This is a genomic window from Endozoicomonas sp. SCSIO W0465, assembly GCF_023716865.1.
GTDB lineage: Bacteria > Pseudomonadota > Gammaproteobacteria > Pseudomonadales > Endozoicomonadaceae > Endozoicomonas.
In genome coordinates, this window is the sequence record NZ_CP092417.1 from 2,567,981 (window position 1) to 2,582,788 (window position 14,808).

The 14,808-nt window shown below is 49.8% G+C and carries 11 protein-coding genes; 5 read left to right on the plus strand and 6 right to left on the minus strand.

Translation table 11 applies throughout. The annotated features are described in order from the left end of the window. The first annotated feature begins 34 nt into the window (after window positions 1-34). On the plus strand, window positions 35-943 hold the full coding sequence (locus tag MJO57_RS11105; protein WP_252025339.1) for a DUF3472 domain-containing protein: 909 nt from the start codon (window positions 35-37) through the stop codon (window positions 941-943). A 103-nt stretch (window positions 944-1,046) separates the two neighbouring features. On the opposite strand, the gene MJO57_RS11110 is transcribed toward MJO57_RS11105, so the two are convergent. From MJO57_RS11110 to MJO57_RS11130, 5 genes are all read right to left on the minus strand, one after another. Then, the gene (locus MJO57_RS11110) at window positions 1,047-2,732 is read right to left on the minus strand and encodes an ABC transporter ATP-binding protein (protein ID WP_252025341.1); all 1,686 of its coding nucleotides are present in this window, start codon (window positions 2,730-2,732) and stop codon (window positions 1,047-1,049) included. Next, window positions 2,729-4,159 (minus strand): ABC transporter permease, encoded by a 1,431-nt coding sequence (locus tag MJO57_RS11115; protein ID WP_252025343.1) that lies wholly within the window; start codon window positions 4,157-4,159, stop codon window positions 2,729-2,731. Before MJO57_RS11115 ends, MJO57_RS11110 begins: the two co-directional genes overlap by 4 nt. A gap of 19 nt (window positions 4,160-4,178) precedes the next feature. Beyond that, a complete protein-coding gene (locus MJO57_RS11120; protein ID WP_252025345.1) occupies window positions 4,179-5,156 on the minus strand; it encodes an ABC transporter permease in 978 nt (325 codons plus the stop codon). Between the two features lie 404 nt (window positions 5,157-5,560). Next, window positions 5,561-7,735, minus strand: a complete 2,175-nt coding sequence (locus tag MJO57_RS11125) for an ABC transporter substrate-binding protein (RefSeq protein WP_252025347.1) — start codon at window positions 7,733-7,735, stop codon at window positions 5,561-5,563. Window positions 7,736-8,263: 528 nt separating this feature from the next. Continuing rightward, window positions 8,264-9,625 (minus strand): ISNCY family transposase, encoded by a 1,362-nt coding sequence (locus MJO57_RS11130; protein ID WP_252017318.1) that lies wholly within the window; start codon window positions 9,623-9,625, stop codon window positions 8,264-8,266. A 168-nt stretch (window positions 9,626-9,793) separates the two neighbouring features. Here MJO57_RS11130 and MJO57_RS11135 point away from each other — a divergent pair, with 168 nt between their 5' ends. From MJO57_RS11135 to MJO57_RS11145, 3 genes are all read left to right on the plus strand, one after another. Next, a complete protein-coding gene (locus MJO57_RS11135) occupies window positions 9,794-10,750 on the plus strand; it encodes an IS1595 family transposase (protein WP_252017306.1) in 957 nt (318 codons plus the stop codon). 341 nt (window positions 10,751-11,091) lie between these two features. Then, the gene (locus tag MJO57_RS11140) at window positions 11,092-12,177 is read left to right on the plus strand and encodes a hypothetical protein (RefSeq protein ID WP_252025349.1); all 1,086 of its coding nucleotides are present in this window, start codon (window positions 11,092-11,094) and stop codon (window positions 12,175-12,177) included. Beyond that, the gene (locus MJO57_RS11145; protein WP_252023927.1) at window positions 12,174-13,061 is read left to right on the plus strand and encodes a transposase; all 888 of its coding nucleotides are present in this window, start codon (window positions 12,174-12,176) and stop codon (window positions 13,059-13,061) included. Before MJO57_RS11140 ends, MJO57_RS11145 begins: the two co-directional genes overlap by 4 nt. Here MJO57_RS11145 and MJO57_RS11150 read toward each other — a convergent pair. After that, window positions 13,028-14,542 (minus strand): IS66 family transposase, encoded by a 1,515-nt coding sequence (locus tag MJO57_RS11150; RefSeq protein ID WP_252017330.1) that lies wholly within the window; start codon window positions 14,540-14,542, stop codon window positions 13,028-13,030. The two genes, MJO57_RS11145 and MJO57_RS11150, sit on opposite strands and share 34 nt — an antisense overlap. Between MJO57_RS11150 and MJO57_RS11155 the strand changes: the two genes are divergently transcribed. Further along, complete coding sequence (locus MJO57_RS11155) at window positions 14,541-14,753, plus strand: hypothetical protein (protein WP_252020282.1); 213 nt, start codon at window positions 14,541-14,543, stop codon at window positions 14,751-14,753. The genes MJO57_RS11150 and MJO57_RS11155 overlap by 2 nt on opposite strands. The last annotated feature ends 55 nt before the right edge of the window (window positions 14,754-14,808 follow it).

A 14,808-nucleotide genomic window follows, 5' to 3' on the forward strand; every position in this document is an offset into this window, starting at 1 on the left:
ACAAGGTAGCTATTTGTGATCAAGAGACAGCTCAATGACTCCAGCAAAAATTCCGGCCGAAGGTGTCTGTGCTGGCTGTACAGGTTCACAAAATGTCTACTTTGACAACAGTGGCCAGCCGGGTAGCGGGTTTGATGCGGTTAGTTTCCGGATGAGACCGATGACTGACCAGGGTGTTTCCTGGTCAGATGCGCCGATGGCCTACTACTGGGCATTTTTTACCTACTTCACCCACGCTGGCAATAACCCCTTTTATTTTGGTCTGCAACCGCTCGGTCAGTATGGTAAAACTGCCCTGTTCAGTGTTTTTGGCAGCGGCACCACATCTGACTATGAGTACTGTTTCCCCGGTGCCGATACCGGAGCCGGAACCAGCTGTCATATCCCCTACGACTGGATTGTTGGTCATGACTATGATTTTATGGTGACGATAGCGGATAATGATGCGAGTGGTGCTACCTGGGAAGCCCATGTTTACGATGTCCAAACCAGCGAGACAACACTAATCGGCCGGGTGACCGTGCCGTTGTCTACCGGTATTGAGCAAGGCCCTGTCGCTGCGTTTGATGAATATTTTAAATGGCAGTCTTACCGATGCCCTACACAGCCTTTTTCGGAAATCCTGTTTTTTACCCCCACTTACTACTTCAAAGGGGTGCCTCATTACGGGCAAATCACTTCGCTTAACCTGAATAACAACTGTAATGCCAAGTTCTACTCGGATCATAAAACTTACGTCTATATCGATGCCGGATATAAAGAAAACCCGGAGGCAGATGCTGCTCAACAATCAGCAGACAATGGTGGAACATCAGCGGTTAATGCTTCTGACCCATCAAGCACAAACGCAAGTTCTTCAACCTCAACCTCAACCTCAACCGCAACTACGACGGCCAAAACCTCGACACCAGCTAGTTCAGCAGCAACATCAACTGCTAAATAAGTCGTCCCTGTGACTGCGCCAACCGGTTTTACGTGCACGAAGATATCTAATCTCACTCAGGGTGAGCGGAGATGGTACACGTCAAACCCATTGAAATAATGCACTACGTGACAGCAGGCACGGCATTCAGCAGCTTCTGTGTATATTCGTGCCGGGGCTGGTTAAGTACCTGTTCGGTATTACCCTGTTCCACAATTTTCCCACCCTGCATAACCGCTACGCGATGGGCAATGTGTGGGATAATAGACAGATCATGGGTAATAAACAGATAAGAGACATTCAGCTCCCGCTGCAGCTCCAGCAACAGGTCCAGCACTTCTGCCCGGATGGAAACATCCAGGGCACTGGTGGGCTCATCACAGATAATAAGGTCCGGCTCAACCGCCAGGGCCCTGGCAATGGCGATCCTCTGTCGTTGGCCGCCAGAGAATTCATGGGGGTAACGGTGCCGATGGTCAGGTTCCAGTTTGACCCGGGCAAGCAGGGCTTCTATCCGTTCAATTCTCTCCCCATGTGACAGTTCAAGGCCAAGGCTTATCATACCCTCCTCGATAATATCCTCCACGGTCATGCGTGGGTTCATTGAAGAGAATGGGTTCTGGAAGATGACCTGGACTTTTTTTCGTAAAGGCAGCATTTCCCGGCGGGACATGCTGGTCAGGCGCAAATTGTTATACCAGATGTTGCCAGCAGTTGTCTTTTCCAGGTTGAGAATGGCCCGGCCGGTTGTGGATTTGCCACAACCGGACTCGCCCACTAATGCCAGGGTCTCTCCTTTGCCAATGGTAAAGCTGATCCCGTCTACCGCTCTGGTATAGCTGTGGACTCGCTGCAACAGGCCTTTGCGAACCGGAAAATGAATGGCCAGATCTTCAACCTTTAATAGCGGTTGCTGACCTTTAAGGGCCAGGTAGTCATGCCTGTCGGGAAGGCTGTCAATCAGCTGTTGGCTATAAGCTTCTCCGGGGTTAGCAAAAAAATCACCACAGTTACCCTGTTCTATGATTTTTCCCTGGTACATCACGCCCACACGATCTGCCGTCTGTCGTACAACACCCATATCATGGGTAATCAGCAGTACCGCCAGTTTATGGCTGTGGGTCAGCTTTTTAATCAGTTCCAGGATCTGTTTCTGGATGGTGACATCCAGGGCTGTAGTGGGTTCGTCGGCCAGCAAAATATCAGGCTCACAGGCCAGGGCCATGGCAATCATCACCCGTTGCTGCTGGCCACCGGACATCTGATGAGGGTACCAGTCTACGCGCTTTTCCGGTTCGGGAATGCCCACTTCGGCAAACAACTCCACGGTGCGCGCCCTGATTGCAGTAGCGCTCAGTGTGGTATGCAGCTTCAGGGTTTCGGCAATCTGTTTGCCAACGGTTTGTACCGGGTTCAGGGCGGTCAGGGCGTCCTGGAAAATCATGGCGATCTTTTTGCCACGCACATCTCCCATTTCCTGTTCGGTAAGACTGAACAGGTCTGTGTCCGGTAAAGAAATATTGCCTTTGGTGATTTCCAGGGCATCTGGCAGCAGTCGCAGGATTGACAGCGTTGTCATTGATTTTCCGCTGCCAGATTCTCCCACCAGGGCGTAGATCTCCCCCTTGCGCAGCTGAAAGCTGACATCCTGTAAAATAGGGGTATATGGCGAATGTCGTAAACAAACATTCAGTTGATTCACCGACAGGGCAAGACTGTGCTCTTTAGTGGCAGCGACAGTGGCAGCGACCTTTTTAGTGGTACTGCAGGCAACTTCTGTAGAGGGATCTTTCAAAGCAGTTGTCATCATGCAGACTCCAGCCTGGTTTTTGGATCAAAGGCGTCGTTTACCAGGTCGGAAAACAGGTTAACCGACAGTACCAGGGTAAACATCAGGAAAAAGGCGCCACAGAGATTCCACCAGATGCCTGGCTCCCGGGAGAGTTCGGTACTGGCCATATTGATCATATTGCCCCAGCTGGCCATGGCCGGGTCGATACCCACGCCAATATAGGAGAGTACCGCTTCCGCCAGTACCAGGGCGGAGAAGTCGAGCACAAAGGAGATAATAATAATATGGCTCAGGTTAGGCAGAATATGTCGTTTGATAATCTGGAAATGGCTGACGCCAAAAGCATGGGCTGCCTGGACATAATCCAGCTGGCTGATTTTCAGGGTTTCTGCCCGCAGTAACCGGCACAGTGTCGTCCAGCTGGTAATACCCAGGATAAAGCAGAGCGCCAGGAATTTGGCATCGGCTTTTTCCAGGCCCACTTCAAAGAAATCCGGGTTATTGTTGATCCAGACCTGAAACAGCAAAACGGACGCCGCAATCAGCAGCAGGCCGGGAATGGAGATCAATGTTGTATAGATGTACTGGACGACATCATCAATCCAGCCTTTAAAGTAGCCGGCAGCAAGACCCAGGGTAATGGCAATGGGCATGGTGATCAGGGTTGCCAGGGTGCCGATTAATACGCCGGTGCGAATGCCCTTCAGGCTTTCATAAAGGGTATCATTGCCGGCCTGGTCAGTACCCAGTACATGGTAAAGATTCCCCATGGTCACCAGCCAGCCAAGCACCGCCATAATGATGGCAAAGGTGATCCAGCCTGAACGCCATTGCAGATTTGCTGTGCTGCTGCCGTTTTTCTTCAGCCAGAGTGCATGTAAACCAATAAACAACAGGGCAATAGCTAAACCTTTGGCAATACCCGGTAGCGAGTTGATAAAAATATCGCTGCTGAAATCTTCAGGGTTGTCGAGATGGCTTCCTCCATAGGCCAGCTTGGGATAATCCCGCACCCGTTCGCCATTGGGCAGAAGCAGGTTTTCCTTGTTCCAGGATTTAAGGGCGAACGGGGCAGAGTAGGTTCTTTCCGGCATCTCCCCCATCTCGCCCAGAGCCAGGTCAAGCAGGCTGTTGACCTGGTTGCTGTAAAAGACCTGCTCGCTGTTTTGCCCCTGTGCGGCTGATGGTATCGAAGGAAGTGCCTTGCGGAAATGTACCGAGTCCACCAGGGCAATCGCCACATAGGCCATGATGATGACAAAGGTGCTCATACCCAGCCGGGTTGAGAACACCTGTCGCCAGCGCTCCCGGTTCTGTGGGTTTTTTTTCAACGACAGAATAAAAAAAGTGATGGCACCTACCAGAAAAAAGATCAGCACATCGCTCCAGAGAATGGTCCAGAGGACACTTTCATTGAGCAGGCCGGGTCCGATTTCAAAATCCATAATTACATCCCTTTGTCGTTTAGCTCAATCGAACCCGGGGATCTGCCCAGGTATAGGAAATATCGGTAAGAATAAGACCGATGATATACAGGACCGAGCCAAGGAAGACCATCGCCCGGACGATGGCAAAATCCTGTGCCCGGATGGCATCCAGCAGATAACTGCCCAGCCCGGGAATACTGAAGAAGGACTCCATCACCAGGCTGCCCATAAACAGGGTGGGAATGACTACCACGACTCCGGTCAGGATGGGCAGCATGGCGTTGGGCAGGATATGACGGAACAGTACGCCTGCTTCACTGACCCCTTTGGCCCTGGCGGTCCTGGCAAAATCCTGGCCGGAAACCTCGATAAACAGCGAACGGTACCAGCGGGAACCAGCGCCGATACCGGCAATAGTGCCAATCAGGATTGGCAGAATCAGAAAACGCCAGCCGTCTATGCCATCGTTAAAGCCGGAAACTGGCACCAGCCGTGATATTTTGGCCATAAAGTGCTGGCCGATAATGATGTAGAACAGATAGGAAACGGACATCAGGGTAACAAAAACACCCACCGCAAAACGGTCCAGCCTGCTGCCACGGAACATCAGCACCATCAATGCCACGGTGATATTGACCCAGATGCCAATCAGGAAGGTGGGCAGGGCCAGTGCCAGGCTTGGTCCCATACGGTCAACGACATCTGACTGGATATTTCTGCCTTCGTCGGATGCCCCAAAATCAAAGGCAAACAGTTTTACCGATTTATTGAAAAATACGGTCTCAGTCAGGCGGTTGAAGCCATCGGCTGCACCGTTAAAGAACAGGGGCTGGTCATAGCCCTTGTCGGCAATCCAGTCCTGAATGGCCTGTTCGGTGACATATTTATCACCCAGGTGGGCGCGGGCCATATCTTCCGGGGTATTGACAATAAAAAACAGGACAAAGGTCAGCAGGTTGACGCCAATAAGAATGGGAATAGCGTAAAACAGCCGTCTGATTATATATGTGAGCATATCCTTACCTCGACAGAAATATCTGCAGTATTTCTGGCTGAAAAAAATTGAGTATCGTTCCGACGGTTGAGAGGGAGCGAAAAAGGGGGGATGTCACTCTCGGGCGTCATCCTCCGGACCCCTCGTTCCCACGCTCTGGGAGGTTGTCGCAAAACCCTCCGGACACTCCGGACATCTCGTTCCCACGCTCTGCGTGGGAATGCATACCGATCCTGTCACAAATACCATACTCGCATGGAGCCCCCGAAAACCCTACCAGGCAGTGGCTCTTTAGCATGTTGCCAGATCCGTATGCATTCCCACGCGGAGCGTGGGAACGAGGGTTTTGCGACACCCTCCGGAGCGTGGAAACGAGGGGTTGTCGCCAGACTTTCCCGTGTAAATCCATACCTGAAACTGACGGATTACGGTTTGGTTCTGATGGTCAGCTTCTGACGCCGGCGGTAGGCACGAACCCCCGGAACCACCAGCAGAACCAGCAACCCGACACTGGCCATCAGCGGCCACACTACCGGGCGGTTCCACGCTTCCTGTTTCTGCTGCCTGAGCTCAGGGTCAAGCCGGAGATATTTCAGGGTGCCCTGGCTGATGCCGTGGCGCTTGGTATTGAATACCCACTGATTGGAGAGATAGTAGTCTTTATTGTTAAAACCCCAGATCCACGGACTGTCTTGCTGGACAATCTCAACCATGCGGTTAATGGCCGACAACCGTTCAGGGCCATTGGGCAGTGCTTTAACCTTGTCGTATAGCTGATCAAATTCCGGGTTGTCATAGTTGGTAGAATTACTGCCATCACACTGACATTTAACCAGCCCTTGTCGGCTATCCAGCAGGAACAGGAAGTTTTCCGGGTCCGGGTAATCCGCCAGCCAGCCCCAGCCAAACATCTGGGTATTGCCCTGACGCATTTTCTCCTTGAAGCGGGGGTAGTCGGTGGTTCGGAACTCCAGCTGAACATCAATCTGCGCCAGTTGCTTCTTGATCCAGTCTGACCGGGGGCTGCTGTCGGCGGCCGTGGTATCCATATAGAGGATCAGGGGCTTGCCGGTTTCATGGTGGCGGCCGTTGGGGTAACCGGCCTCAGCCAGCAACTGTCTGGCATATTCAACGGACTTCCGCTTTGGGGTGCCGGTGCTTTCATCCCAGTCGAAGATAAAGGGATTGGTGGCCTCTTTGCCCTCGGCATAACCATAAAGGCCGGGGGGGATAGGGCCCTGGGCAACCTGGCCGATACCGTTGCGGAAAATATCAATATATTCCTGGTCATTGTAAACAATACTGATCGCCTGGCGCAGCTTCCGCTTGTCTTCGGTGTAACCGCCCACTACCGGGTCGAGCATATTAAAGCCGGTGTAATAAAGGGAGGGGCGGATCTCTTCATCCACAATAATATCTCGCTGCTCAAGTTCCGGGGTCAGTTCGAGGCCGTCGGGGCCAACGGTAAAGGCCTGGTCAAAGGTCGCAGTATTGATATTGGGGTCGCCGTCACCGGAGCGGTCGTAATAGCCCTGGACAAATTTGCTCCACATGGAGGTGGCGGCTTTTTCATACCGAAAGATGGCTTTGTCAATAAACGGCAGCTGTTTGCCAGCATCGGCCAGGTAACCGCGTTTGGCGTCATCGCCGGAGCCTTCAGAAGGGTAATAATCCCGGCGATAGTTCGGGTTACGTTCGAGTACAATCTCCCGGTTGGGCGAGTTGACGGTCATCATAAACGGGCCGGTACCGATAGGGTTCCAGTCCAGGACCAGGTTTTTATCGGCAAAGCCCGGGTTGTGATAAAAGCGGTCAGCCTCCCAGGGCACCGGCGCAAAAAAGCGCATGGCCAGCCAGTATTGAAACTGTGGATAAATGCCGTTAATGCGAATGGAGAACGTCAGGTCATCAATTTTTTCCAGGCCTTCAATATCACGGCGGCGTAAATCCAGCCACTGGTCATCTATCCTGGTAGCTTTTGCCCATTCACCGAAGTCCTTCATGCCCACAATATAATCGGACATCAGGCCAATCAGGGGAGACTTGTTAAGGGGATCGGCCATGCGTTTTATCTGATAGATATAATCATCTGCATTAAGCTCGCGGGTACCGGTAACCGGGAAGTCACTCAGTAGTTTGTAGCCGTCACCCTGTTGACTGTTATTGAAAAAATAGCGTGGCTTATTCTGCTGGTCCCGCGCCAGTGCCGGGTGCGGCTGATAGAAAGTATCTGGCTTTAGTCGTATGGTTATCCGGCTGTAGGCCGCTTCCCGGCTGTCTTCAGGTAAAGGGTTCAGGTTTTCATCCAGCAGCTCCAGGACAGGCATTGCCGCTGCCGTGGCGGGCTGCAGCTCATAGGGCCTTTTCAGAAAATGGTACTGTAAGGGTGGCTCATAGATCTGGTCCAGGAAAAGGCCCTCTTCAGCACTGTACGACCTGACCGGGTCGAGGTGTTTAGGACGAGTGATAAAGCTGCCAAAGTAGGTTGTCTCTTCCGGGTTTGTGGCTGGGTTTGGATCGTTCCAGGGGCCTGAACATCCCGAAAGCAACAGGGCTGCAGTCAGAATAGCGACCCACTGCCTGGTGGTGTTTCGCTGCATAGAAATCATTCTCATTATTATTGTCGGTGGTCAGGGCTGGTGGGCACCTGGTCGCCATGCGTTCTGTCGGCGATCAGCCATAAACGCATACTTGGTAAAGAGATCGCCGCTGTTTCGGCTGATCGGACAGTTCCGGATTGTACGTATTTGCACTAACATCGTCATCCCCGTTCGGGAATATTTGTAATTTGTCTTCTTTTGGTGCAAGTTTTGTTAGCCTGCCCGCTTATGGTGCCAGCGTGTTTTTAACGTCAACTGCCGAACATTTCAGGGTAGGTACAATGAGGCCGGAGGAAAACACTGTATTTATGGGTTTTTTGTAGATAGTTCTCGTCCAAAAACGCATCAGGCAATCATAATTAGATTGTACGTTCGTTTTGATATTTCCTGAAATTCCAGAGAGCCGCAAAAACTCTTCCCTTTTTTTCTCTAATCTGGGACGGATATTGGAGAAAAACGCGAAAAGCAGGCAGAAAACATCCTCCCACCATGCTGGAAAGGTACTTTCATGTAGCGTGGAGGTGGCTATCAGGATGGTGCCGGGTGTCTGGCCAGAATCACCAGGTTGTAACAGACCACCGATAACCAGCAATGAGAATCAAAACGCTCAGAACCCTTGCAGTGGCAACGTGATAGCCCAAAACATCTCTTTAGCCACGAAATTCCCGCTTCAATACCTGCCCGGAAGCGAAAGAGCGTTTTATACACATACTGACTTTTAGTCATCTCTTCGACTTCAAGTCCGCGCTTCTTATTAAAAGCTACATCGCTGATTCCCATGGCCTTGGCTTTTTCCAAATTAGCGCGACACGCGTATCCGCCGTCACCGCTTGTCTGGCGAGGTACACGACCATAAATTTCTTTTTGTCTTTCCATCATCGGAATGAATTGGTCCGAATCCGCTGGGTTACCTTCCTCAATAACCAGGTCCAGGATCAATCGACTTTTTCCCTGAACCAGGTTCAGTTTATGGCCATACTGTACTTGCCGCCTGTCTTTTACGATGATATCCGTATGGGGTTCATACAGGCTAACCACTTTTTCCTGGGCTGGCACCTTTTCACCCTTAAAGACCCTGCGCTCTGTCTGGGAGACTATTGCATCCACCAGGGGTAACAGGTGATCCACATCGGCCTGCCACTTGTCGGCATCATCAGCCAGGAGACACTGCCCCTGCTGACGGGCGTTTGCTAGCGTGACAGTAGCTTCGATAAGTACCTTCCGGGATTTTCGGGTCAACTGCAGCAGTTTTTTATAATGCTGATGCCGCTCTTCTTTGCCAGCGTAGATGCATTTTCTGGCCGCATCTTTTACGGCTCGGTTGTGATGGGTATATTCATAAAGCGGTGTCGCTGTCAGTGTTTGTCCCCGTTCCAGCAGCCGACAAATTTCTTTAACGGAACTGGCTAAAAGATCACTGTCGCAAGGAGGTTTGATATCCGATTCGGTGACTGTGCTGTCAATAGCCACAGTGCGCCCTTTTTCAATACCCTGATCTTTAGCGGTCATTAGCTGACAGTTATTAATCCGTTCCCATGTAGATGCAGTAAGAAGGCTGATGAGCCCATGCAAACTGGAGCGACTGGGGCGCTGGTTTGGTTCGAGGCGACAAAAGTCTCGAAAGAGCATGGAGTCCATCAAAACAAACGACAAGTAGTCATAATCACAATTCAAATACTGTTTCAGGAGTGCCGCACGAAGAACGGATTCTGCTGATAGTCCGTTCCGCCCAGTGTTCTGTTTATCACCAGAACTTAAGTCCTCATAAATCCAGTCATTGAACTGTGGATGGGCGTCAAGCCATTGCGAGATACCGGAAAGCTGGGAGCAGATTTCATGAGGTACGTAATGGAGTTCCATACTACACTGCGGGTTGCGTTTTTTGCGCATTTGGAGTCCTCTGTTTTTGGCAATCCCTTATGTTTCTTGCTCTTGGGAAGTTTAGTCGCCAGATAGCAGTAGGGCTCCACTTAATTTTTCCTGATGACCACCGACCCTACGTCGTGAGCCAGCTGCTATAATAAACGTCGATAGTCATGTGTTTTGGAGGTAAAACTGATGTGTAAAAACACCATTCAGTTCCAAAAAGGCCTTGGCATTATGCAATTTCTGGCTAATTACGGCAGTGAAGAGCAGTGTGAGAACGCGCTGTCCTCTTGGCGCTGGCCAGATGGCTTCCAATGCCCGAAGTGTGGCTCCCGCAGTTTCTGCAAGCTTCACCGGAAAGCTGAATTCCAGTGCAATTGCTGCCGTTGCCAAACCTCGCTTACCAGTAACACTATCTTTGACTCAACAAAGCTGCCTCTAGCTACCTGGTTTCTGGGTATCTATCTCGTCACCCAGAATAAAGCGGGGATTTCTTGCCTGACGCTTCATCGACAACTTGGCATTTCCTACAATGCCGCATTGCGCATGAAACACAAACTCATGCAGGTCATGATGGAAAGAGATAACAGCTGGCAGTTGAGTGGTTTTGTTCAGATTGATGACGCCTATTGGGGCGGAGAGCGCCACGGAGGCCGCCGGGGCAGAGGCTCAGAGAACAAAGCCCCCTTCGTGGCCGCAGTTCAGACAGATGCTGATAACCACCCTATCTACATGAAGTTCAATGCCGTTGATAACTTCCGGCGAAAAACCATTCAGGAGTGGGCAGAACATGCCCTGAAAAAGGGTGTCCGGGCCGTCAGCGATGGCTTGTCCTGTTTCCGGGGTATTGAAGATGCCGGATGCCAGCACACAGCCATCATTACCGGTGGTGGGCATGCATCCATGGAGAATGAGTTGTTCACCTGGGTAAATACCATGCTGGGAAACGTGAAAACAGCGATTACCGGTACTTACCATAAGCTCGACCCCAAGCATCTGGGCCGTTATCTATCAGAGTTCAACTATCGGTTTAACCGGCGTTTTGATATGCCTTCAATGATCTCAAGGCTAGGTCGGGCTGCAGTCAATACAGCACCGATGCCGGATCGACTTCTCAAACTGCCAGACGTCCAGTGGAAACCGGGTTAGCCATCAACCGATAATTGAAAGTCAGTTGACGTATTAATATCATTATTTCGAATGATGATGTGGGTCTTTGCTTGTTCGGAGCGGTTATGAAACCGAATTTAGTTGATAATCTGGAGAACAAGCCGTCATGATGCCTGCTCCACCGGTAATACTGGAGAGGTTCTATTATTTCTTTACCGGGTTATAGACATAAAGAATGAAAAGCTGCACGTATATTCTTAAATTATCTTTCCCTGTGTCATGACGTACGATCAGTGGTAATCAGGTAATTTTTTAGGATAAAATCTACAGTTTTCAATTGGTTGTGTTTTTGGACGAGAACTATCTATGGCTCTGACGCAATGAGTGGTGTTGTTAACGTAATTCTCAAGAAGGATTATGAGGGCGCTGAAGTGAAGCTTCGCACTGGTGACGCACATGATGGCGGTTATCAGAATAACAGGCTTGAAGTTTTGGCCGGTACAGCTGGCGAAAGATCCAGGGTAACGTTCATCGCCCAATTCCAGAACAATGAAATGCTTCGTAATGCCGATCGTGACTGGGCAAATAATGATGATAGCGACCGCAGCCAGATTTCTGCTTATAGTTCATACGGTGCTTCTTTTCAGGCAGCGGATAAAACAGTAACTATACCTGCTGATTGTGAAGGCCTGCTTGGTGAAAATGCTGTACTTCGATCCGATGGGAAGTGTGGCTATAACCGTTCAGCTCACAGGACTCTTAAGCCGGAAAATGAAAGCTTCGACTTAATGGCGAACTTCGAGTATCACCTTTCTGATGATATGACCGCATTTTCCCGTCTGAGGTTTGGTCAGAAAGAGACCTTGGCTTATTTTGAGCCGAATGCCTACGACATTGAGCTTGCAGCTGCCGATCCAGGCAATCCAACCTCTGGTACTCCGGGCGCTCAGGATGGAACATTTACTCGCCGAATGGTGGAGTTTGGAGAGCGATCCAGTGGCGGTGAAAGCCAGTATCTTGGAGCCATGGCTGGAGTTAATGGTCTGTTCAAGGATCAGTATGACTGGGAAACTACCATTGGTTATACCATCCAGACAATGGATGAAACAAGCGACGAAATTATCCAGAAAACCATCGATGATATGGTGAAGGCTGGAACGTTGAATCTTCTGGAAGAGATTCCTCAAAGTGTTGTTGATGCAGCCCGCGGTACTTCTAAAATTGACTCAGAGTCTTCCATCATCAGCTGGACAGGTTCCTTTTCTGGTGACCTGATGGAGCTGCCTTCTGGAACTGCTGCTTTTGCTACCTTCGCAGAAATTAACCGCACAGAGTATGAGGATGTTAGGGATCAAGGCACCCTTGATGGCATCGTAACTGTTCAGCACCCCCACATAAATCTGGAATTTTCTGATTTTTATACCATCCTCTTAAGCACCATTTTTCCACAATATTCGCCAGCATGATTCCAGAACTACCCGCAACTATGTCGGCTGAGATTCTCTTGAAAGAGAATGCAGAGCTGCGGATGAGAGTTGCCTGTCTGGAAGAGCGATGTCGAGAATTGGAAGAAAAGGTTGGCAAGAACAGTCAAAACAGCAGCAAGCCGCCATCGTCTGATGGTTATCAAAAACCTTGTAAAAACAGTAATTCTCCAGATCATTCTGACGACCTTTCCGCAGATAAAGGTACCGATCCATCGGATGAAAAACCCAATCCTAAAAGTCTGAGACAGTCTTCTGGTAATAAAGCCGGTGGAAAGAAAGGGCATCAGGGCACTTGTCTTAAACAGGTCGATATCCCTGACTATATTGAGTACCTTCCGGTTAAAGAATGCAATAAATGTCAGGCGTCTCTTCTTGATAGTGAGCCGGTCAAATATATTGAACGACAGGTGTTTGAACCAGGGAGACCGGGTGAATTTGAAGTAACGGCCCATAGAGCTGAAGTAAAAATCTGCACTTGTGGTTGTCGGAATCAGGCTGAATTCCCGGAAGGTGTTACCGCTGCCGCACAATATGGCTCAGCCACACAGGCTATGGCCGTCTATCTTAACCAATACCATTTCCTGCCTTTTAAGCGCGTGTCAGAGTATTTTAATACTCTCTATAAAATGAGTGTAAGTGCAGGCACTGTCGCCAATTTTGTGGCCAGAACCTATGAAAATCTGGCTTCTACTGAAGAGGTTATTCGTGACGCCTTGCGGGAATCGTCTGTTGCCGGAGCCGATGAAACGGGTATGCGGGCCGAGGGCTCTTTGCACTGGCTACACGTTATGCGGGATGAACAATGGACGCTCTACTACTTGTCTGGTAACTATTCAGCACTGAGCAAAGGCATATTACAGTAATTCCGAACAGCTCTATGAAGTGATTGATATATGTCCATTCCCTGTTTTCTGGCAGACGACAAATAGCTGCGAATCCGTGCAAACATAGAACCACCGTCTGCACTCCTGAAGCAGCCTGAGATTTTCTGCTTTAACTTGGCCATTCGAACATCCCGCTCACTGCCATTGTTATCGAAGGGAATGGTAAAATCTGACATGAAGCGCAGTGTCTCAGCCTTGAACTCAGTGAGTCGTTTGAAGAGATTGTAAGCTTTAGTATTCTTGACTTTCTTGCGCTTAAGCTCCTCTCGTTGCTTCTCCATATAGACGACTTCTTTCATTAGAGCCCGCTGAAGCAACCGGTCATAAATCTTCTCGATTCGTTCACAGACAACACTTGGCATCTGTAGCATACCTATGGTCTTAAAGCCCTTGCAGTAATGCCAGGAAAGCCTCAGTAGCTTCATCAATCGCAACGCCAGTTGATTGCTGTCCCTATCAACAACACCCAAAAGCTCCCTCAGGTGATGGGCATTGCAAAGTACGTGAGTTGCCGCATATGCAAAATAGGATTTCCAATGATCATGAACCAGAACGCCTGCAAATGTTAGCAGTATGCCCATCGTGTCCATGGCCTCACGACCTCGCTTTTCAGACAAGTAGTAGAGCGTCCATTGTTCATCCCGCATAACGTGTAGCCAGTGCAAAGAGCCCTCGGCCCGCATACCCGTTTCATCGGCTCCGGCAACAGACGATTCCCGCAAGGCGTCACGAATAACCTCTTCAGTAGAAGCCAGATTTTCATAGGTTCTGGCCACAAAATTGGCGACAGTGCCTGCACTTACACTCATTTTATAGAGAGTATTAAAATACTCTGACACGCGCTTAAAAGGCAGGAAATGGTATTGGTTAAGATAGACGGCCATAGCCTGTGTGGCTGAGCCATATTGTGCGGCAGCGGTAACACCTTCCGGGAATTCAGCCTGATTCCGACAACCACAAGTGCAGATTTTTACTTCAGCTCTATGGGCCGTTACTTCAAATTCACCCGGTCTCCCTGGTTCAAACACCTGTCGTTCAATATATTTGACCGGCTCACTATCAAGAAGAGACGCCTGACATTTATTGCATTCTTTAACCGGAAGGTACTCAATATAGTCAGGGATATCGACCTGTTTAAGACAAGTGCCCTGATGCCCTTTCTTTCCACCGGCTTTATTACCAGAAGACTGTCTCAGACTTTTAGGATTGGGTTTTTCATCCGATGGATCGGTACCTTTATCTGCGGAAAGGTCGTCAGAATGATCTGGAGAATTACTGTTTTTACAAGGTTTTTGATAACCATCAGACGATGGCGGCTTGCTGCTGTTTTGACTGTTCTTGCCAACCTTTTCTTCCAATTCTCGACATCGCTCTTCCAGACAGGCAACTCTCATCCGCAGCTCTGCATTCTCTTTCAAGAGAATCTCAGCCGACATAGTTGCGGGTAGTTCTGGAATCATGCTGGCGAATATTGTGGAAAAATGGTGCTTAAGAGGATGGTATAAAAATCAGAAAATTCCAGATTTATGTGGGGGTGCTGAACAGTTACATGGCATCTATGTAGGTAAAGGTGGTACCTCAGGCGGTGGTGAGAGAACCCAATATGGTGTTGGTGGTGAGGTGATGGTTCCAGTTGTTGAGGATTTGGAAGTTACCCTTGCCGGTGGCTAAGTTACCGTTAATGGTTGAATCAGCTAAACTCCCATAAAATCTACGTTGTAGGGGA

What these genes read in the sequence shown, in the direction of transcription:
- MJO57_RS11105 (WP_252025339.1), top strand. Translation starts at nt 35, where the DNA reads ATGACTCCAGCAAAAATTCCGGCCGAAGGTGTCTGTGCTGGCTGTACA.
- MJO57_RS11110 (WP_252025341.1), bottom strand. Translation starts at nt 2,732, where the DNA reads ATGATGACAACTGCTTTGAAAGATCCCTCTACAGAAGTTGCCTGCAGT.
- MJO57_RS11115 (WP_252025343.1), bottom strand. Translation starts at nt 4,159, where the DNA reads ATGGATTTTGAAATCGGACCCGGCCTGCTCAATGAAAGTGTCCTCTGG.
- MJO57_RS11120 (WP_252025345.1), bottom strand. Translation starts at nt 5,156, where the DNA reads ATGCTCACATATATAATCAGACGGCTGTTTTACGCTATTCCCATTCTT.
- MJO57_RS11125 (WP_252025347.1), bottom strand. Translation starts at nt 7,735, where the DNA reads ATGCAGCGAAACACCACCAGGCAGTGGGTCGCTATTCTGACTGCAGCC.
- MJO57_RS11130 (WP_252017318.1), bottom strand. Translation starts at nt 9,625, where the DNA reads ATGCGCAAAAAACGCAACCCGCAGTGTAGTATGGAACTCCATTACGTA.
- MJO57_RS11135 (WP_252017306.1), top strand. Translation starts at nt 9,794, where the DNA reads ATGTGTAAAAACACCATTCAGTTCCAAAAAGGCCTTGGCATTATGCAA.
- MJO57_RS11140 (WP_252025349.1), top strand. Translation starts at nt 11,092, where the DNA reads ATGAGTGGTGTTGTTAACGTAATTCTCAAGAAGGATTATGAGGGCGCT.
- MJO57_RS11145 (WP_252023927.1), top strand. Translation starts at nt 12,174, where the DNA reads ATGATTCCAGAACTACCCGCAACTATGTCGGCTGAGATTCTCTTGAAA.
- MJO57_RS11155 (WP_252020282.1), top strand. Translation starts at nt 14,541, where the DNA reads ATGCTGGCGAATATTGTGGAAAAATGGTGCTTAAGAGGATGGTATAAA.
- MJO57_RS11150 (WP_252017330.1), bottom strand. Translation starts at nt 14,542, where the DNA reads ATGATTCCAGAACTACCCGCAACTATGTCGGCTGAGATTCTCTTGAAA.